The sequence below is a fragment of the Kribbella deserti genome, assembly GCF_042434725.1.
GTDB lineage: Bacteria > Actinomycetota > Actinomycetes > Propionibacteriales > Kribbellaceae > Kribbella > Kribbella deserti.
In genome coordinates this window covers 223353-244663 of the sequence record NZ_JBHLTC010000002.1, presented here as the reverse complement: position 1 = coordinate 244663, position 21311 = coordinate 223353, and the positions used below count along the sequence as shown (strand labels likewise).

At 68.0% G+C, this 21311-nt stretch carries 10 protein-coding genes; 3 read left to right on the top strand and 7 right to left on the bottom strand.

Annotated elements, in window-relative coordinates; translation table 11 throughout:
- Window positions 1-99 precede the first annotated feature (99 nt).
- Window positions 100-669, bottom strand: a complete 570-nt coding sequence (locus ACFFGN_RS03820) for a hypothetical protein (protein WP_380043864.1) — start codon at window positions 667-669, stop codon at window positions 100-102.
- Between the two features lie 117 nt (window positions 670-786).
- On the opposite strand from ACFFGN_RS03820, the gene ACFFGN_RS03815 reads away from it, so the two are divergent.
- From ACFFGN_RS03815 to ACFFGN_RS03805, 3 genes are all read left to right on the top strand, one after another.
- Window positions 787-1443, top strand: coding sequence for a hypothetical protein (locus tag ACFFGN_RS03815; RefSeq protein WP_380043863.1), 657 nt, complete (start codon window positions 787-789; stop codon window positions 1441-1443).
- Between the two features lie 454 nt (window positions 1444-1897).
- Entirely contained in the window at window positions 1898-4993 is a 3096-nt protein-coding gene (locus tag ACFFGN_RS03810) for an AfsR/SARP family transcriptional regulator (protein ID WP_380043862.1), read from the top strand.
- Window positions 4994-5168: 175 nt separating this feature from the next.
- On the top strand, window positions 5169-6896 hold the full coding sequence (locus ACFFGN_RS03805; protein ID WP_380043861.1) for an AfsR/SARP family transcriptional regulator: 1728 nt from the start codon (window positions 5169-5171) through the stop codon (window positions 6894-6896).
- Between the two features lie 36 nt (window positions 6897-6932).
- On the opposite strand, the gene ACFFGN_RS03800 is transcribed toward ACFFGN_RS03805, so the two are convergent.
- The 6 genes from ACFFGN_RS03800 to ACFFGN_RS03775 form a co-directional block, all read right to left on the bottom strand.
- Window positions 6933-12587 carry an RHS repeat-associated core domain-containing protein gene (locus tag ACFFGN_RS03800; protein WP_380043860.1) on the bottom strand — a complete coding sequence of 1885 codons (5655 nt, stop codon included), beginning with the start codon at window positions 12585-12587 and terminating at the stop codon, window positions 6933-6935.
- 17 nt (window positions 12588-12604) lie between these two features.
- Complete coding sequence (locus ACFFGN_RS03795; protein WP_380043859.1) at window positions 12605-17302, bottom strand: LamG domain-containing protein; 4698 nt, start codon at window positions 17300-17302, stop codon at window positions 12605-12607.
- A gap of 184 nt (window positions 17303-17486) precedes the next feature.
- On the bottom strand, window positions 17487-18167 hold the full coding sequence (locus ACFFGN_RS03790) for a hypothetical protein (RefSeq protein WP_380043858.1): 681 nt from the start codon (window positions 18165-18167) through the stop codon (window positions 17487-17489).
- Window positions 18164-18670: an RNA polymerase sigma factor gene (locus ACFFGN_RS03785; RefSeq protein ID WP_380043857.1), complete on the bottom strand. Its 507-nt coding sequence runs from the start codon at window positions 18668-18670 to the stop codon at window positions 18164-18166. Before ACFFGN_RS03785 ends, ACFFGN_RS03790 begins: the two co-directional genes overlap by 4 nt.
- A 173-nt stretch (window positions 18671-18843) precedes the next feature.
- Window positions 18844-20613 (bottom strand): sensor histidine kinase, encoded by a 1770-nt coding sequence (locus ACFFGN_RS03780; RefSeq protein WP_380043856.1) that lies wholly within the window; start codon window positions 20611-20613, stop codon window positions 18844-18846.
- Window positions 20613-21308 carry a response regulator gene (locus tag ACFFGN_RS03775; RefSeq protein ID WP_380043855.1) on the bottom strand — a complete coding sequence of 232 codons (696 nt, stop codon included), beginning with the start codon at window positions 21306-21308 and terminating at the stop codon, window positions 20613-20615. The genes ACFFGN_RS03780 and ACFFGN_RS03775 overlap by 1 nt, the downstream gene beginning before the upstream one ends.
- Window positions 21309-21311 lie beyond the last annotated feature (3 nt).

Sequence of the window (21311 nt, the reverse complement as noted above, 5' to 3'; positions counted from 1 at the left end):
AGGACTTGGTCAGCGCGGCCAACCTGGATCGTCGTACTCCCGGGCCACCCAATCGGTTGAGAGGACCTCATAACAGCCGCAGGTGGACCATTCGGTTCATCATTGGACCGTTGGCGGCGGTTTCGCCGCGCGTAAAGACGAGCAATGAGTCGCTAGCGACAAGGAGGCGACCAGCAAGAGTAGCAGGAACGTGGCATGTGACAATTGGAACTCGAGCAGACCAACTATCGACAGCCCGAGAGCCAACACGGTTGCAATCAAAAGCGCTTGCGCTAATCGCAGCATCGAATCAATGCCCGTGGAACGATTACGCACTGCTGCAACCAGCAGGCTGCCAGACAATCCAACGAAAGCCACCAGAAATGCTTCGGTAGCAATCATCGAGCCTCCCCAATTGATGCGCCCCGCATTGGCGACGACCAGCAGCACGACACTACTGGCGCACGAGATCGCGGACAAAGCGAACGCCTTCAATCGACCTGAGCTGCGTAGCTCCGATTGACCCGAGTCTTGCTCCGCGCACACAATTCCCTCCATCAGAAGAACCGATACCAATTCGCACTTGCCCAGAACCCGTGCCATCCAATCATCAAATAGCCAGCCGATGCCTCTTGCGCCGGCGATAACTGTCGCTATCCACGAAACCGCACCGTTGAGTCGGACAATCATTCGCCAGGGGCCTTTCGTCCAACTCCGTTTGCTGGCAGTGATGGTCGGCGGGCCAGCAGCTGAGTCGAGGCCGCTCGGAGGGTGTCGCTGACCGGCGGATGCGGGCACACTTTCGGCATGTGGCCCGCGCTCTCTCTCGACCAGATCCTGAAACGCGCCCGGCTTGCTGCCGATCCAGCTGATCCACTTGGCGAGCGTCTGATCAGCATGGTGTTCGCGCCGCCGGGACATCCTGTGTGGACGGAACTGCGCTGCACTGTCGCTTACCTCAACGCGCAAAGCGGCGCTGCCTGGGACCTCTTCTTCGTGGGGATGCCTGCCATTGAGCGGCCCGACCTGGTCCAAACATGGCTTCGACGCGAATGGCCGAAACACTTCCGACCTGAGAAGTTCAACGAGGTTGCACGGCAGGTACAGCTCGAGCACCGACGTGCGCTCGAAGTAGCGGGGCAGTCTCGTTCAGACCGTTGGCGGCACACCGGCGGCGCCGACCTCGTAAGCATCATGGCGTACGACGGCGCGCCAGACTGGCTATCGCTCACACACGTCCGCCTTGATCAGCCGGGAAGTCAATCGATGACGCTCGCCGAGGTCACAGCTCGCCTGGCGATCTGGCGCGACGAACCTGCCGACCCGGAACTGTCGCCCGGACGGCTGCGAGAGGTCGACAGCAGTCGTGCGGCACTGGTCGCCGGCCTCGCCGCGACTGCCGCCGCCTTGAGCGCCGATCTGGCGGCCAATGCGGCGTACGACATCCTCAAGAACATCTTCTGACACGTACCGACGTTCAGGACTCCCGGCACGCCAACATCCGTCGGTACCAGCCGGACAACGGGTGTTGAAGGCCCGCCGAACACGCCCACTCCCCCTGTAGAGAGCAGCTGACGCAACGGATACCGGTTGGCTCCCGGCCGACCGCAGGGCAGCTCAGGTCGCCCGGTGGCCACATCGGCACCAGGTCGCGTCCGCGGGCGACCTGGGTCTCGATCGAGGTGTCGACACTAGGCACAAGTTCAGGTTGCAGACGGTCGGCTTGTCGCGGGTATCGATGAACGGATCGCCGGTGACGTGCCCTGGACCATGCTTGAGGCAGCCGTCTCGCGCTTCCGCCCCGGCCGGCGACTGGCCCGCGATCACTGGCGCGTGATGACAACGCTCACTCTCTGCGTACAGCCGCTGCGGCCGGAATCCGCGAGGGGTGGCCTGGTGGGTGTGGCACCGTATGGCCGTGGAATTCGGTCTGCTCGGTCCGTTGCGGGTGCGATCGTCCGGCCACGACATACATATCAGCCCCGGCCGCCAGCGGACGCTCCTTGCGGTACTGGCGTTGAAGGCGAACTCGGTCGTGTCCGCCGACGAGCTGGTCGAGCGGCTGTGGGACACCGCGCCGCCGGCGAAGGCCAAGGCCGCGCTGCACGTTCAGATGGCCCGGTTACGGCGGGCGCTGGGCGAGCCGGATCCGATCAGGACCGTGCCTGCCGGGTACTGTCTGGCGGCTGCTCCGGGTGAGGTGGACGTCCAGCGCTTCGAGTCGCTGGTCCGCGATGCGGGCGGCACGAGCGAACTGGCCGTCCGGTCTCGGTACCTGGCCGAGGCCTTGGCGCTGTGGCGCGGTCCGGCCTTGGTCGACGTTCCGGGTGAATCGCTGCAGCGTGATGTCGTACCGGCTCTGGCAGAGAGCCGGGCGCAGGCATTGGAGCAGCGGGTCGACGTCGATCTGAGCCTCGGCCGGCACGCCGGACTCATCGCCGAGTTGCGGACCTTGACGAGCGAGCATCCGTTGCGCGAGCGGTTCTGGGCTCAGCTGATGATCGCGCTGTACCGCTCGGAGCAGCAGGCCGAGGCTCTGAGCACCTACCGGACGGCCCGGCAACTGCTGATCGACGTGCTGGGGGTCGAACCCGGGCCTGAACTGCGCCGACTCGAGCGGGACGTGCTGGCCGGGGTTCCCGAACTCCGGCAATCTCCTCCGGCGGTTCGCCTCGACAGCTGGGACCCGCAGTATCAGCTTCCGCGGGAGGTCACCGGCGTAGTCGGCTTCGAGACGTTTGCCGATGACCTGGCTGATCACCTCACGAGGGAGGCGTCGGTGCCGATCGTCGCGATCCACGGTGGCGCCGGGGTCGGCAAGTCGACGCTCGCGGTACAGGTCGCCCATCGCACCAGGCAGTCGTTTCCGGATGGTCAGTGGTTCGTGCGGCTCGAAGGCGCGGAACGCGGCGGCCGCCCGCCGGCCGATGTACTCGGTGAGCTGCTGATCGCCTCCGGGCTCTCCGGGCCGATGATCCCGCGCGGCGTCGCGGCCCGCGCCGCGATGTTGCGAGCGCGACTCGCCGGGCGCCGGGTTCTGCTGCTTCTCGACGACGCCGCCGGACCGGAGCAGATCGAAGATCTGATCCCCGGGACGGAGGGCAGTGCTGTCCTGACGACCAGCCGCCGGGACCTGCGTGGTCTGTCGGTGCGGCACGGCAGCTACGGGTTGGAACTGCCGGTGCTCACGGCATCAGCAGGAGCGGCGTTGCTGACCGCGGTGCTCGGCGATGGCCGGACAGCCGCCGAGCCTGCTGCCGTCACGGAGCTCGTCGAACTGTGCGCACGGCTGCCACTGGCCCTCCGCATCGCCGCTGCCAACCTCGGTTTGCACCCTCATCGGTCGATCGCCGACTACGTCGGGGAGCTGCGTGGTGGCGACCGGTTGAGTCGTCTCCAGATCGCAGGCGACGCCGCTGTGCGGGCCGCGTTCGAGGTGTCGTACAGGGGGCTCGATCCGGTGGCGGCGCGGACGTTCCGGCTCCTCGGACTGGTGCCTGGTCCGGATTTCACGGCGGAGACCGCATCAGTGCTGCTCGAAGCATCCGTAGCCGACGCCGGACGTCAACTGGAGGTTCTCGCGGCCACCAGCCTCATCCAGCACTACCGCCCCGGGCGGTACCAGTTCCACGACCTGCTACGGCTCTATGCCGCCGAGCAGGCAAACGCGGCGGAGGGTGCGGCCGAGAGCGCTGCGGCAGTGCGCCGGCTGGTCGCCTATCAGGTCGCGCGGATCGACCGAGCCGCCGCACTTCTGTACCCGAACACGCGGCGCCTCGCCCGCCCGGCCACCGACGTACCGGACTTCGCCGATCACGGCGAGGCGCTGGCGTGGCTCGACGCAGAGCGGGCCGGTCTGGTCGCGATGGCTCGGCACGTGGCGGTCGAGGGACCGACCGAGCAGACCTGGCACCTCGCGGACGCCCTGCGCGGGTACTTCGCCGCCCGCCGCCACAACGACGACTGGGAGGCTCTCGCCTCGACGGGCCTCGCGGCGGCCGAGGCCGCCGGGAGCGTGGACGTCCTGGCCGCCATGCACCTCAGCCTCGGCGTGCTGCACAGCTATCGCGCCGAGCACCCCTCAGCGGAAGCGCACTACCGGCAAGCGATCGCCCTGCGCCAGGCAGCCGGAAAGAACGACGAGAACGGGCCGGTATACAACAACCTGGGAGTCCTCTACACCTCCCAGGCGATGTACGGCGACGCCGTCGAGGCGTTCCACCAGGCCGGCGCTCTTGATCGCGACCTCTGCTCGCCCCGGGGTTTGGCGAACAAGCTGTCCAACCTGGCGACCGTCCTGTTCTACCAAGGCGATCTGGCCGCTGCTGTCGAGCAACTCCGCGAGGCCGAAAGGATCCGGGCAGCCGCTGGGATCCCGTCGACCGCGCAGACGACGTTCACTCTCGGGCAGTGCCTCCATCGGCTCGGGGACACCAGCGCCGCGGCGGAGGAACTCGCACGGTCACTCACCCTCAGCCAGGAAATCGGCGAGGACCTTTCCGTCACCTACGCCCACTACGGTCTGGCCGAGCTGCGCTGTTCCCTCGGCGATCTCGACCAAGCCGCCGATCACGCGACCGCGGCACTCGCTCTCGCCCGGGAGATGCGCAGTTCGGCTGCCGAGATCGATGCCCTCAACGTTTCCGGTACTGTCCAGCGACTGCGCGGGGACCAGTTGCAGGCCATCGCGCTGCACACTCACGCACTTGACTTGTCCCGGCAGACGGGTGAGCGGCGGGCCGGCGTGCAGGCCCAGGCCGGCCAGGCGGCAGCGCTGTACGAGAGCGATCAGACGGCCGCGGCCATGGATCAGGCGAAGGCAGCGCTCGAGACCGCACGCCGATACGGTCTACGGATCGCAGAAGCTACAGTCCTTGCTCTCCTGAGCCGGCTGCACCGTGTGGCCGGCGACCGCCAGGCCGCAGCTTCGGCTGCACGGAAGGCCGCCGAGCTGCACCGCCTGACCGGCTACCGCCCGTCCAGTTGGGAAATCGCGTGGCTGACGGACGCGTAAGCAGCACGTAAGGGGTAGCCCTGACCCTTACCGACGGGCAGATCGCCCTAGGGAGTCGGGTGGTGGCGAAATGACGTTGGGAATGGAAGCCGTGAGATCGGCTGCTTCAGAGGCTGACGAGGAGCTGTGCTGGCGCGTTCTCGGGCCGTGGCAAGCGCGCGCTCCAGAGGGCGAGTTGAGTTTGCCGCCAGGTCAGGCTCGGATCCTTCTCGCGTCGCTACTGCTTGCCGTCAACCAGCCGGTCAGTCCTGATCTTCTCGTCGATCGGCTGTGGCCCGAGCGTCCGCCGGCCCGGCCGTACGGGACCCTGCACACCTACGTGTCACGACTACGCCGGGTGCTTGGAGCCGACCGGATCGAGACCGAGCCGGCCGGCTATCTGCTCCGCGCCCACGAGCGGAACATCGATCTCCATCAGTTCCGCACGCTGCGGAACCAAGCCGCGGCTGCCGGAGTGCCCGCCGAGGAGCTGCGGCTGCTGCGGGCGGCGCTGGCGCTGTGGCGCGGCCGTCCGTTCGGTGACCTGACGTCGACCTGGCTGGATCGCGACGTCGTACCGCAGCTGACCGAGGAGTGGTTCGGCGCGACCGAGCGCCGCATCGACCTCGAGCTGGCGGCCGGCCCGCCAGGCGGCTTGATCGCGGAACTGTCCGAGCTGACGCGCCAGTACCCGACCCGGGAGGCGCTGTGGTTCCGCCTGATCGACGCACTGCGCCGCTGCGGGCGGCGGGCCGAGGCGCTGGATCGGTACCACGAGGTGCGCACGATCCTGCGCGACGAACTCGGCATCGATCCCAGCCCGGAGCTCGACCAGCTGTACCGGTCGATGCTGGGCGGCGAGATCCGGCGTCGTGCCGATCCGATCCGGCAACTGCCGCACGACATCCGTACCTTCGTCGGGCGCGACGCCGAGCTGAACGCGCTGGACAGGTTGGACCACGAGCAGGCATCGGCGACCCGGATCGTCACGATCGACGGCGCTCCCGGGACCGGGAAGACGACGCTGGCGGTGCACTGGGCGCACCGGAAGGCGGCGGACTTCGACGACGCGCAGCTGTACCTGAACCTGCGCGGTTACGGGCCGGGCGATCCGATCGGCCCGGCCGATGCGGCCGCGATGCTGCTGCGGGCCCTCGGCGTCGCCGGGGAGACGATCCCGGACAAGGTCGAGGAACGGTCCGCCTTGTTGCGCAGTACGTTCGCCGGCCGGCGGGTGCTGCTCCTGCTGGACAACGCGCGAGACGCGGATCAGATCCGGCCGTTGCTGCCCGGCTCCGGCAGTCTGGTGATCGTCACCAGCCGCAATCAGCTGCGCAGCCTGGCGATCCGCGACGGCGCCCGCCGCCTGACTCTGCGCTCGATGGAACCCGGCCAGGCGGTCGAGTTGCTCGCGGCAACTATTGGCCGTGATCGGGTGGCCGCCGAGCCGGAGGCCAGTCAGGACCTCGTCGGACTGTGCGACCGCCTACCGCTGGCGCTCGCCATCGTCGCCGAACGGGCTCAGCGGGCCGCGACGTTGGCCGAAGTGGTCGCGGCGCTCGGAGATGCGCAGGCCCGGTTGGCGCACTTCGACGGCGGTGATCCGCAGTCCGATCTGTCCGCGGCGCTCTCTTGGTCGTACCGGGCGCTGCCGCCGGTCGCGGCCGCGATGTTCCGGCTGCTCGGTCTGCACCCGAGCAGCGACATTTCCTTGCCTGCGGCCGCTGCGCTGGCCGGTCTTCCCTTACCGCGGGCGCGGGCCTCACTCGATCAGCTGGTCGCCGTACATCTGGTCGACCAACCACAGGCCGATCGGTACGAGATGCATGATCTGATCCGGCTCTATGCGACCGGGCTCGTGGCTGAGGGATCCGCCTTCGAGCGACAGGCGGCGTACGACCGGCTGGCCGAGGCCTCCAGGTGAGGTGCGGCCCCCGACCAGCGGGAGCCGCACCACCCGTCACCCGTGCACGCGGTTGATCAGATCACCGTTCTCAGCTGCATCTCGGTTACCTTCCGCGACGCGTTGCACATAGGAGTCCCACCGGAAGTAGTACCCGGAGGTGGACTGCCCGTGGCCGGCAGTCACGCTGGACCCACCCAACGCGTTGTTGAGTCCTGGGATCTTGTCGAGACCCTTGATCCGGCCTCCGATACCAGCCGCGGGCCCGGCGGACACACCGTAGCTCCACGCCGGATTTTCCGCCCGCTTCGCGAGGTCCTTGTCGAGGTCACTGCGGCCGACCTCTCCACCGACGGCGACCGGACCGTACTTGAGTTCACCACCGCCGACCGACGTCTCACCGCCCTCCAACTTGTCGACGGATGTAGTCGTCAGCTTCAGGCCGATGGTGGCTGCGATACCCGCCCCGGGACCCGCGAAGGTCTTGTTTCCTTCGGAATGGCCGAGCCCTCGGCCGTCGATGGACCAGCACCCTTCACCCGCGTACCCCACGAAGGCCTGGACGCTGGATCCGAAGCAGAGCGAGAGTGTGAACGTCGACTTCAGCACGAGCGGCTTCTTCGGTGCCTCCCACTTTGCGGCTGGGCCTTGGACGCCGCGACGGCAGTCGCCGAACTTGTTGCAGGACGACTGTTTGGCAGCGCCTTGGCCGCCGCGTTGTCCTACCCTGCAGTCCTGGTCGCACGAGGACCGGTGTTGCTTGATTCGCTTGCCACTTTTGTCGACGTCGGGGGTGACGCCGGGCTGGCCTTGCCATTTGTCGTCTCGGTAGTGGCCGATGTGGTCGTCGGCGGAGCGGGCGAGGCCGGTGGGGTCGCTGGTGTTGACGGGGCTGTTGCCGGCATAGGAGTAGCCGTCCAGCTGTTGCGGGTCGCCGGCGATCATGAGTGGGTCGACGGACAGGAAGCGGCCGTTGTCGGGGTCGTAGGTGCGGGCGCCGAGGTGGGTCAGGCCGGTGGTGGCGTCGAGGGTTCCGCCGACGAAGCCCTTCTGGCCGGGGAAGGTTGTCGGCGCTTCGCCGCGGGGTGCGCCGAAGGGGAGTTCGCGACGGCGGGTGACCGTCTGGGCCGCGGCGTCGATGGCTAGGCGCTGCGTACCGTGGTGGTCGTTGCCCAGCCAGGACAGGCCGGCGCCGGTGCGAACGGCGACCGTGGCGCCGCTGTGTTCGTAGTAGCGGGTTGCGGTGAGTTTGCCGGAGGCCTTGTCCAGCTTGAGTTCTTGGCCGCCCAGATACAGCACCGTGGCACCCGGCTCCCGCTTTAGCAGGCGGACTCCGTCGGCGGCGTACACCGAGGTCGTGTCGGCACCGGCTTCGGTGACGGTGTCGAGACGGCCCTCCGGAGTCCACGTGAGCGACTGGGCTCCCCGGGTGAGCGTGTTGCCCACTGCGTCGTACGTGTAGTTGGTCGTCTGCCCGGCAGTCGTCACCGTGGTAGGCGCGTGCGGCCGGGCCTGACCGGTTGCCGGGTAGGCGTAGGTGCGCGTGGTGTCGCCGGAAGCAGCGTGCTGAACCTCGCTGCGACGGTTGCCGGCCTGATCGTAGCCGTAGCTCGACCAGTACGGCGCCGGCCCCGCAAGAGCTTGTGTGGAAGGCGAATCAGCACAACCTCCGCTCGGGGTCCACGCCTCGGTCAGTCGCTGTACATGGTCGTACCGGAAGCACTGGATGTCATCTGGCAGACCAGGAACGGTCTCCGCGATCGAAGTGATCCCACCAGCAGGGTTGCGGGTGTAGCGAGTGTCGGACTGCATCGGTCGAGGCAGCTCGGCGTCCATGACGGTGCGGTTCACCAGCCGGGTGCTGTCGTCGTAGTACGTCGACACCCATGCACGCTTGCCGGTCTCCCCGTGGTGGATGCGCTGCTGCTCGCCGTACGCCGTGTACTCCGTCTTCTGGACGTACTCGGTGCCACCGCCGTAGGTGCGCAGTGGTCGCCCGAAGTCGTCGTACGTGTGGAAGACCGACTCCTGCGCCAGGTCCCCGGCCCGCGGGTAGGTCTCGCTCTCGAGGCTGCCGTCCGACGTGTAGGTCCGGCTCGCGGTGTAGGTACCGCTCAGAGCACCTTCTCCCTCCGGAACGGTCAGAGTCGTGCGCAGCGGTAGGTAGAGCGCCGAGAACGCGATCACAGAACTGCGGTACGCCTTGCCGCCGGAGTAGCTGGTCGCTGTGGCCGGCATCCCCTTGGCCACCGTGTCGTACGTCCACTCTGCGAGTTTGGGTCCGTCCAGCGACCCGTTGTGCTTCGCCGTCTGCCGGCCGAGGTCGTCGTACGCATAGGAGATCGTCTGCTTGCGGGCATCGGTCTGGCTGATCAGTCGTCCGGCTACGTCGTAGCTGGCCGTGCCGGCTCCCCGGTCGGGGTCCGTTGAGCTGATCCGCCGGCCACGCAGGTCGTAGCCGTACTGCCAGCGGTTGCCGGCCGGGTCCGTCACGGTGGCCAGCTGACCGGCCGGTGTATGCGTGTACTTCGTGACGTCGTGCGCACCAGACGGTGTGGCGCCGTGGTACTGCCGGTACTCCACCGGTCGCCCGCGGCCGTCGCTGATGCTCGTCGTGGCCACCTGACCGTCCGGCGGGTCGACGTGGACTCGGTCACCGCCGTACCGGGTGCTGGTCCGGAACTTCTCGGTCGGACCGCCCTTGAAGATCGACTCGACCGGGCGGCCGGCGCCGTCGTACTCCGTGACGCTCAGACCGGGCGCCTCGTTGTCGTTGGCGACCCAGAGGTCGCTGTCGACCTGCTTGTCGTTGAAGAACGGCTGGGTGGACTTCCACACCCGTCCCTGGGAGTCGTACCGGGTGTCGGTCAGCAGGCGGCCTCCGCCGACGGCCGGCGCCTGGAGCTGGCGTGGCCGGAGCAGCCCGTCGTAGATCGCATTCACCGAGGTGTAGAGGCCTCTGGGACCCATGGTGGTCGTGGTGACGACGTTCGGCTTGTTGTTGCGGACCAGGTAGGCGTACTTGTAGTTGGGCGACGCCGGTCGCGGCCGGCTGGGCAACCAGACCTGAGTCACCCGGCCCAGCGCGTCGTACGCCGTCTCCGTAACCCTGTTGTTCGCATCGCTGACGCTGATCGGGCTTCCGAAGGCAGGGTCGACCGTGACCGTGCTGGTGTGCCCAAGGGCGTTCGTCGTCACGGTCTTCGTCGCCGGACCGCCGGTTGCCGGGGTGTAGGCGACGGTCGTGGCCTTACCGAACGCGTTGCGGCTCTCGAGGACCCGGCCGTGCACATCGGACCGAGCGGTCGTCACGGTCGCGTATTCGGGTCCGGCCGCCGGCCGCTTGGCCAACTGCTCCACCCGGCTCACCGCGCCGCGGATCGGCGGCAGTCCAGCCTCCTGTTCGTCGTACGACGTCCGTACGTCGGCCAGCGCGTGTTGCGGGAAGACCGGAGTGGTCGTGCATTTCACGGCCACTGTCTCGATCCGCGACGGCAGGTTCAGCAGCCACACGCCGGTGTTGCGCTTGTACGTCGTCCGGGTGCAGGTGTCATCGGCCGGGTCGGCGACATCCCCGAGATCGTCGATCTGCGTGGGCAGGCCGCGATCGTCGTACGCCGTCACGGTCTTCGTGGTGCGCCAGCCGCGGCCCTCGTCCAGCGCGACCAGGTCACGCGATGTCCCGGTGCCGACCAAATAGGCACTGTGTTCACCGCGCGATGCGGTCGGGCCCTGCCAGACGGGCTCGCTGATCGACTTGTCCACCGCGGTACCGGCGTCACCGAGGTACGTCGTGGTCTCGAGACCGAACCCACGCAACCAGTCGTGGTCGGGATAGCTGCCACCTTCGGAGTCGGTGGCCGCACTGGTCTTGGTCCCGCCGGTGGTCGCAGCCCGGTCACCGTTCATTCCCCGGAAGAATCGCTGCTCGGTCATCGTCACCGGACCGGCCGGGTCGTTTGCCGCTCCCGTCCGGGTCCGGACTCTGGCGTACCCGCGGTAGTCGTTCCAGGATTTTTTGTCCGGTGGGGTGAACTCGGACTGGTCGTAGTGCCAGGCGGCACCGTCGAGGTACTCGTAGCTGGTCTCCTGCTGCGGGTTGGCGCTGATCCGATCGGACTGCACCACGCGCTGAACGACGTACTTGTGGAAGTAGTCCGTGCGCTCGGCGTGGTCTTTCGTCTTCTTCCAGCGCACCGGGAAGCAGCGTTTGGTGTTGGACTCCGGATTCGTCGGCGGGGCGGCGCAGTCCGGCGGCGCGTAGGTCACCGAGGTGACACCGCCGGCCTCCGATACGATGCCGGTCAGCCGGTACCGCAGGATCGGTGGCAGCGGATCGGCCGGCGGAACCCGGTTGGCGAGCACCGCGCCCTCGAACGTGACCGGCGGCAAGGTGATCGAACCACCGGCCAGTCCGGTGTGGGTGATCGACTTCAGCCACAGGGCGGCCTTGTCACCGTCACCCGGCTGCGGGAACTGCTGGTCCAGGTTCCACCGGTCCACATCGCTGTACGACGATCCGCGCAGTACCTGGGTAGTGACCGAGGCAAGGCGCTTGGTGCTCCAGAACGTCGGAGCGAACTGGTCCTTGCAGGTGGCCGTCTCGCAGCGCGAGGTCAGCGGTACGTCGGGGAAGTTCTCCGTCCGCTCCAGCCGGCAGTCGCTGCCCGGCACACACCGCTCGGAGGTGCCGAAGACGACCCGGCCGGCCGCTGGTCCACTGACGGCGTTGTTCAGGCCGTAGTCGATCCGGTCCAGCCAGCCGCCTCGGTCGTATTTGACCGCGGTGTCCTTGAGATTGCGGCCGTACGAGTTGGTCTCCTTCTGGTATTGCATCAGGACGACGTTGCCGAACCGGTCGACGATCTTGTCCAGGTTCCAGCGCCAGGCCTGGTTGCACGACGAGGTGTCGAAGCTTGCGCCGTGGCACGGCTCGCCCTCGTCGTCGCCGAAGACCGGTACGGTCCAGGTCGAGTTGGCGTCGGTGCGGGACCCGAAGAAGTACTGGGTCCCGTCGACCTTGGTGATCTTCCAGTACTCGCCGTCGTTGTCCTCGCTGCCGGTCCGGGTCAGCCGCTCGATCCGGGAGCCGTCGTCGCGTTTGGCCCGCCAACCGTTCGCGCCGGGGATCAGCATGCCGCCGGCTCCGCTGTACGAGGCCGTCGCGTTGTCGCTGCGCCAGCACAGGTCACCGACCTGCTGGCCCTTGTTGCTGCCTTCCTTGTCGTCGGCGCATCCGCCGTACGTGCGCTCAACGAAGCCAAGGTCGAGGTCCCAGCCCTCGCCGACCCAGGACGGCTGGTTATTGGTCGCACTGGTCCGGCCGTCCACGGTGCCCGACGAGTACGACAACGAGAGATCGGGTTCGAGGCCGCCCGGTGCAGGCGGGACCCGCAGCGGGTAGCTCCAGGTGAAGTCGCCGGTGTGCTCCGACACGTCCCAGGTCGCGGACGCGGCGAGCGGGGTGGCACTCGGGTTGCCGCCGCCTTCCGCGGCCGGGCCACCCGCCGGCTGATCGCCGTGCAGGGCGTCACTGGTCGCCTCGTCGGTGGGGCGGCCGTCGATCGACTGTGCGCTCACTGCTACAGAGGTTGCTGTCGGCAACGGATCTGGCTCGCCGGTGATCGCGGCGGCCCCTTGGGATGGTGCGGCCACACCGGCCGCGAGGACGAGCGAGCTCACCAGAGCAGTCGCCAGGGCATGTCTGCGCATCGAATGCTTCCCTGCGGTCAGCCGGCCAGAGCCGGGTAGGAGTTGAAGAGGGTTTCGACGCGGGCCTTGTCCAAGCGGCCCGCGTAGACCCGGACGTCGTCGACGTCACCAGGCCAGAACTCGGCCGGAGTACCACCGGCCAGACCGCGGCCGAGCTGCAGCCCGCCGGAGCCGGCCCAGGGCGCGTCGAGCGTGCCCTCGCCTTGGCGGTCCGCGTTGACGTACAGCCACAGCTGCTTGGACGGTGCGTCGTACACGCCGACGAGCTGCACCCACTTGCTCAGGTCGCCTTCGACCGCGGAGACCGACGCCTTCGTCACGGACCCGTCGGCCTCGGGCATCTCGAAGATCCAGGCCCCGAACGGATGGCTGTCCCGGTCGGTCAGGTGGCCGAGGCGGAACTTGCTCGTCACGCCGCCGTCCAGGCTGACCGCGGTCAACCGGCAGGAGAACGCCGTACCGGGGTCGCACACCTGACGCAGCCGGACCCAGCTGGACACGGTGAAGCTCTTCGAGGTGTCGATGTCGACTCCCGTGGTCGAGACCGAGTCGTTCTGCCCGTCGAAGCCGAGTGCGTTGCCCACCCGGCCCGGGATGCGGGTCGGGCCGCTGAGCGTGCCGGCCCGGGCGCCGACGGAGTCCGCGGCGTTGGCGCCACTGGTCTCGTCGAGCGTCCAGTTGTGCGCCAGACCGAGGTCACGGCCTGCCATCGTGGCGATCTCGCTGGCCACCAGGACCCGGTTGAAGACGCGGACGTCGTCGACAGCGCCGGGGAAGGACACCTGCCGGGTCCCGTTCCACTTGCTGCCGCCGATCGTGAACCGGCCGCTCGGGTCGTCCCAGGTCTGCGTGTACGACGACGCCGTTCCGCCGAGCACACCGTTGACGTGGATCGCGAGCTGCTTGCGCTGGGCGTCGTAGCCGGCGACCACGTGCTGCCAGACACCGACCTGGGCGAGCGGTCCGATCGCCCGGGCGCCGGAGTTCCCGGCGTCCTTCACATCGGCGCCGGACATCGCGAAGGTCCAGTGCCCCTTGTCGGTGAGCTGCACGTGGAAGGAGCTGACGACCTGACCGTCCTGAGCGAGTGGCACGTACCAGCCGCCGAGGCGATCCGGGCGCAGCCAAGCGCTGACCGAGAAGCTCTGCCTGACGTCCACCGCGTGCGGGGCATCGGCGTACGCATCGGTGCCGTTGAGCTGGAGCGCGCGATCGGTCGCGATCGGCATCGAGGTCTGGCCGGCCGTCCACGTCGCGCCGCCGTGCACCGCGCCGTCGCGGTGGTTGTCCGACGCATCGGTGACGTTGCCGTCCAGCTTCCAGGTCGCCGCGCTGACGTCGGCGCGGGCCATCAGCCCGTGTACCTCTTCGAGCGAGATCGCCCGGTTGTAGGCCCGAACCTCGTCGATCATGCCCGGCCAGGTGTTGGTCGCAACTCCGTTCCACCGACCGCGCCCGATTCGCAGCGGTCCTCCCGCGTCGAAGCCGGAAACCCGCGGAGCGGTACCGGCCGGGGCGCCGTCGACGTAGAGCCTGATCACCTTGGCCGGAGCGTCGTACACCGCGGCCAGATGCGTGAGCCGGTTGACCAGGGCCGGCACCGTCGAGTACACCGCCTCGTCCGCCGGGCGATTCAGCGCATCGGCCGACGGGTGGAGGAACTCCCAGACGCCACGATCCTCAAGCTGGCGATACGAGAGGAAGAAGCCGCTGACGTTCGTGCCGTCCTGAGCCATCACCGACATCGACAAGCCCCGCTGCGGCGCCTGGTCGAGCTTTACCCAGGCCGCGACCGAATAGCTCTGGTCGGTGCGAACCACCGGTCCGTCGGTCGCCACCTGGTCGTCCACTCCGTCGAGCCGGACACCACGGCCTACCGCACCGCCGTCAGCTCCCGTCAACGCCGCACCCCCCTGCAGTGCGGCGGTGGCGCCACCTTCGACCTGGTTGGCGGTCTTGTCGCCCACTGCCTCCTCGAAGGTCCAGTGGGCCGTCTGTACGTCGTCCCGCGCGACCGTCGTCCGGATCTCGTCGTCGGACATCGCCCGGTCGTACACCTTCACTTCGTCGATGCCACCGGACCAGGGGTCACAGGGATCGGCGCCACACTTCTGCCGGCCGACCACCAGCTGTCCGGACGCGTTCCAGGGCACGAAGTCGGCCGGCAGCGCCTGCTCGTCGACGCGAACCCCGTTCACGTACAGCCGCACCTTCTTGGCGGCACGGTCGTACACACCGGTGACGTGCGACCACCGATCGACTTGTGCCGCGGCGCTGCTGACGGCGATGGTGCCCGGCGGGTTGACGGCGGTGCCGTTGTGCACCATCAGCAGCGCCCATTTACTGTCGCGGTACTGCAGATAGAACCCGCTGCTGTTCTGCGCACCGTCCTGACTCGCGATCGCCATCACCTGTCCGGCCCGCGCCGGCTGTGGCTTGACCCAGGCCGACACCGAGAAGCTCGCATCGGTGCGGATGGTGTTGGGGGCGGTCATGTTCGTCGTGGGCTGTGCGCCGTCCAGCTGCAGCCCGAGTCCGATCGCGCCGGGTGCGTACTTCGCGGCGCCGTTCAGCGTGCCGTCCCGGTCGCCCAGGCTGGCCCTGTCTTTGGTGTCCCCTTCGAACGACCACTGGGCGAGCGGACCGTTGCCCGCACGCACGTAGAACCGGTACGTCGTGGTCGGGCTCGGGTTGCCGGCCCGGTCCACGCTGCGGACGAACACCTCCTGCGGCCCGTCGGCCGAGGGAGTCAGCGAGAAGCTCGCCTTGCCGCCGAGCGCGTCCGCGTCGAGCCGGTTCCACTTGGACGGCTCGGCCGGAGTGTTCCACAGGTAGTGGTCGACGTCCGCCGTGCCCGGATCCTCACGGCCGTCGGCCGTTTTCGCACGCTCGACGACGAACTCTCCGGGTACGCCGACTGCACCGTGCCAGCGGTTGTCTTCCTGATAGAGCAAGCCGGTCACCTTCGGGCCCGCTGTCGGCGCCGTCCGGTCGACCACGAACGGGCCCGGGCCGTTCGTCCAGGGACTCGTGTCAAGACGCTTGCCGTCGTTCTCATCGACGTCCCAGCCGCGGACCCGCCAGCTCATCTTCTTGCCGTCGGCAAGTGTCACCTGCGTGTCGTGCATGGATCCGTTGGCCTGCAGCGATCCGAACCTGGACTCGGCCACGCCGTCGGTGGCGATCTCCCACTCGGGCAGAACGGCGTTACCGTCGGGGTCGGACAGCCCCGCGATCAGGCGCGCCGAGCTGCCGCTGAAGTACGACGTACCGGCACACCACTTGCACGGCGCCGGAAGCGGCGGATCCATCCGGACGCTGCCCGGCGCGTTCGGCGCCGCGTTGAAGCGGATCCGCAGCTTGACCCCAGCCGACTCGTACTTGCGCCACTGGTCCGCGTTGCCCTCGTCGGTGGCCTGGATGATGTACGTCGACGGCCTGGTGGTGTTGATGTGGTCCCTCGGCAGCCCGAACGAGAACTCCTTGCGCCCGGCGCACGACCCGGCATAGGCCGCTGGAACCATCGCGTCGGCGATCCACCAGCCCTCCGGCTTGTTCGTCCAGGTGAGCCCCGGGCCGATCTGGCTGGTGCCGAGCACCATGTGCTTCTGCGCGTTGCAACTCGGGCTGCTCGAGACGGCCGCGTCCAGCCAGACGCCCATGATCCGCTTCCCGACCAGGATGCCGCCGGCCTGCGTGTCGAACTGGAAGTAGGACCGCATCACGCCGATGCCGTTGCAGAAGTCGAACCCGCACCTGCCGACCTGGGCCACACCGGCACCGCCCGGGCTGGAGTTCGCCCAGGAGCTGCCCGGTTTGCCCGAGGAGACCGAGGTCCAGAACGACTTGTCGTACGTCGCCCAGTTCGGGTCGACCACGATCGGGAGCTTGGCCTGTGGGTCGAGCATCAGGCGGGTGTCCGGCGTGATCGTCAGCGAGGACTCGGTCAGCGCGACGGCGGCGACCGACCGGCGGGCCGGCGTACCGGAGTCCCACATCGCCGACGGTGGTGCCGCGAAAACGACCGCTCCGTTGGCGTTTCGCGCCTCGAGAGCACCTGACTTCGTCGCCGTCACGCGCAGCCCTTCGGTCTGCAGACCCAGCCGGATCGACGTGAGCTCGCGTGCGGCCTGCCGGGTGTGGACCACCAGGTGCTGGGTGTAGCCCGTGGGCTCGGCCTTCAGCACCAGGTCGATGCCGGGCCGGACACCGCGGTACGTCGCGGTAGCGCCATCGACTTCCGGAACGGGAAGCGTGCCGGGCCAGGTCAAGGTGATCCGGCTACCGCTCTTGCCGTAACGCACCATCGGGCCGGTCCCGCCGCCGGAGAAGGCCAGGTCCTGGGCGATCGCCTTGGGTGTCACCAGGCCGTCGGCCGCGCGGGTGAGCGCCGGATCGAGCCCGACCCAGCGGTTGTTCCGCAGCACGCGGACCGGCCCCGGGGACAACTCCACCATCGAGGTGCCGTCCGGCTCCGCGTAGACCGTGCGGTCTGCCGCGCGAAGGCCGGTGACCTCGACCTTGCTCCCCTGCTTGCGCGCAGTGCGGATCGCCCCGGCCAGGTCGGCCACCTCGGCGACCGGCGGCGACGAACCGGCCACGGCGGTCGACGTACTGGCCGCGGCGGTCGACGTACTGGCCGCGGCAGCGGTCGGGATCGCGGTGATCAGTGGCGTGACGAGAGCCAGCGCCAGGATGGTTCCGAGACGACGCAAGGCGCTCCCGGACGACGAACGTGAAGACAGCACAGAAGAAACCCCCAGGTCGCGGAATCATGCGCGACCTGGGGTGACGCCTGTCCGAGGTGATCCCAGCTCGCTCGCGAACAGGATCGCGGCCGGTACCTTGACCGGTTCTGAACCGGCGGCGGCACCGTGACAGACGCCGTACAGAGGCCTGTCAGGGATTGATGGTCCACGGGCCGCCGTACACGGTGTAGGTCTCGCCGTCGATGGAGAACTCTTGCTGCGCGAAGACCTGGGTGTCCGGCTTGGCGGCAGCGTCCATCGCGTTGTCGCAGTCACCCAGGGTTATGGCGCCGGAGTACGTCGCCGATTGGCCCGGTGCCAGTCCGACGTAATGCGCCGAGCTGAACTGGCCGCCTGCGGCGAAGGCGAACTTAAGGTCCTTTGTCGCGGCGACGGTGTGTGGGCCCCTGCCCGTCGTACCGACCAGGGTTTTGTCGGACTGGTTGGTGACTTTCACCTGGACGACGATGCGCCAAGGGCCGTTGCTGGTCTCGACCCGGGCGCTCACCAGCGTCATGCTCAACGGGATGCGCTGGTCGGTTTCGGTGACGGTGACGGGCTTGCCGCATCCGCCTGACGTTCCGACGGTCGCCGACGGTGTGGTTTGCCGGGGCGTGTCCACCGCAACTGGCAGGTCGGCGCGGCGGTTGTGGAGGCCGGCGGTGGTGGCGACGATGACGGCTGCTGCGACCGCGCCCGTAGTGGCGACGATTGCTGCCGTACGACGATGGCGGTGACGGTGGATGCGCGCAATGGTCGCCGTGGTGTCGACGGGCGGCGGGGGGCCGGCGGCAGCATCGGTCAGATCGAGCAGAGCCTTGAGATCGGTCATGGCCGCGCTCCTTCCTGGGTCAGGTCGAGCCGAGTGGACAATCGCGCGAGTCCGTCGCTGAGATGGCGTTTAACCGTGCCCTCACTGCAGCCGAGAGCGTCGGCGATGCCGGCGACTGGGAGGTCTTCGTAGTACCGCAGGACGACGCACGCGCGCTGGCGTGGCGAGAGATCGGCCAGGGCCTTCCGGACGAGCTCGGCAGTGTCGGAGGCATCCGCCGTACTGGCGGTGATGTCGGCTGTTGCCAGTAGGTGGCGCTTGGACCGCCAGAGACGCTCGCGGCGATGCTCGTCGAGGTAGCGGTTGAGAATGGCTCGACGTACGTAGGCTTCTAGCTTCTCCAGGTCGCCGGTGACGCGCAGACGGCGGAAGACTTGGAGTAGGCCGTCCTGGACGAGGTCGGCCGCGCGAGCGTCGTCTCCACACAGCAGACGGGCATAGCGGACTAACGCTGGGCCCCTGCCGTCGACCAGTTCCGTAAACGCATGCCGCCAATCGGCCATTTTCTCACCTCACCTCTTACAACGAGCGTGTGCGGCCGAACGTTGGGGCGGTGGTAAAGGTTTCCTGGTGTGTTCGTGGGCGCTGATGGCACGCGCCCCGGCTCTTGCGAATCGTCAGGCCGGACTGGGCCGAGCCTTCAGCCCGCCCCCAGGCCATGCCGCGGGCGCCGTGGCTAGCGCGTGATCGGCAGGGTGAGGGTGAAAGTGGTGGCGGTGGGACTTGAGGTGGCGGTAGCGGTGCCGTGGTGGGCTTCGGCTAGGGAGCGGACTATGGCCAGGCCCAAGCCGGATCCGCCGGTGTGGCGATTTCGGGACTGTTCGGCTCGCCAGAAGCGGTCGAACACCTTGGGGAGATCTTCCGGCGAGATGCCGGACCCCGTGTCGGTCACGTCGATCGTGACGGTGTCGGACGATGACAGGTGGCCGGTAATCGTGACCGAACCGCCCGCAGGTGTGAAACGGATCGCGTTCGTGACGAGATTGCCGATGGCCTGACGGAGGCGTACCGGGTCGGCGTCGAACTCCAGGTCGGCCGGGGCCGCCGCGGTGAGCGAGACCGCGGAGCCATCTGCCAAGGCCCGATGTGCGGTAGTCACCTGTTCGAAAAGCGTGGCGAGATGGATGCGCTCCGGGTGGATCCGGAGAGTCCCGGCATCAGCCGTCGCCAAATCCCGCAGATCGTCGATGATGTGCTGCAGCAACGCGGCTTCCTCGCTGAGAGAGGTGATGACGCTCGCATCAGGCTCAGCAACGCCGTCTTCCACGGCCTCCAGCCAGCCGCGGATGTTGCTCAACGGCGTCCGCAGTTCATGTGCGATATCGCTGACCATGTTCCGCCGCAACTGTTCCGTCCGCGCCCGGCTGTCGGCCAGTTCGTTGAACGCCCGCGACAACTGGCCGATCTCGTCCGAACCACGCACGCGCACCCGTACGGTGTCGTCCCCATCCGTCATCTGCCGTGATGCTCGGGTGAGCGCCCGCAACGGCTGCACCAAGCGGATGCCGCCGGCAACGGTGATCAGGACGGTCACAGCGAGTACGGCGGCGGCAGCCCACGCGATCCGTTTCTGGTTGGCCGGCGAAAGGTCGAAGACTGCCGAGGCGCTGCTTTCCGTGGTGACGTACAGCAGAGCGGCCGGTGCGACGTACGTCGAAAGTTGAGTCCGGCGGGCAGCGGCGATGCACGCCTTGGCCGCTTCCCCGATCTGGTTGTCGATCACGGCAGGTGCCGGGCCGGTTCCGGCTACTTGCAGCGTCCACCCGAAGTCGAGATCGAGCTTGATCGGCGGGATCTTCCGTGCCTGCAGGCAACTGTTCGCGAATGCCTGCAGTGCCACCAGCGCGCGGGCCTCGGTCCTCGTCGGCGCTTCGAGTTCGTCGACCACCCGGGAGCAACGCGGCGGCAGCACGTCGCTGTTCCAGACGATGAATGGCCGGCCGTTCGGCTGCCGGTCGATCACGCCGACACCGGTCATACCGCGGACACATGTCAGCGCCTTACCCGCGAGGATGTCCAGCCTCGCGCGGTCCTGTGTCGTCAGTTTGAACGGGCCGACCGCGTTCGGGTCGATTCCGCTGTCACCACCGAGATCCGGGTCCACCGCCAGCGAGTTGACCGAGACGGCCTCGTCCGTCGCTGCCGGCATGCGCGGTCCGGCGATCAGCAGATGGTCGGTGGTGGTGAGGATGATCTGACGTGAGGTCTCCTTGCTGAGCCGGTCCACGGTCGGCCGGACATCACCCCAGTCACGGTGGGTCGAGGCGTAATCGAGCAGCGCGTCGTAGATCTTGTTGCCATCAGCAAGCGCTTGACCTTGCTGTTGCTGGATCGCCACCGTCGTACTGCGGGCAGCGAGCCAAGCCGTCGCGGCCGTCGAGCACAACGCGACCAGGATCGCTCCGGCCAGCAATCGGACCAGCAGACTACGGCGCGTGCCGGGCATCAGCCCTGGCCGTCGCTGAGCTTGTACCCGACCCCGTAAACAGTCAGCAGCCGCGTGGGTTTCCGCGGATCCGGCTCGATCTTCTTCCGCAGGTTCAGTACGTGGGTATCGATCGTGCGGGTGGTGATGTACTGGTCGATGCCATGGAGGTGCTCAAGTAGTTGCGCTCGGGTGAAGACCCGGTGCGGCCGCGCCGCCATCGTCGCGATCAACCTGAATTCCCCTGGCGTACAAGAGATTCGTGTGCCGTCGCTGAACAACTCATGCCGCTCGATATCGACCGAGACGCCACCGACTCGCAGCAACCGGTCGGGCGCCGCCGCGGCCTTGGGCGTCGATCGCCGCAGCAGCGTCCGAACTCGGGCGGCCAACTCCCGCGGGCTGAACGGCTTTGTCATGTAGTCGTCCGCGCCAAGGTCCAGCCCGAGCAGCATGTCGTCCTCTTCGGTCCGCGCGGTCAGCATCAGCACCGGGATATCCGACTCGCGCCGCAGGATCCGGCACACGTCCAGACCGTCCACGCCGGGCAGCATCACGTCCAGCACCAGCAAGTCGGGCCGCAGCCGCCGTACCTCTTCCAGCGCGGACCGCCCATCGTGAACCACCACGACCGAGTGGTTCTCCCGCTCGAGATACCGCCGGACGAGCTCGGCCTGCTTCTCGTCATCCTCGGCGAGCACCACCTGCGCACACATAGT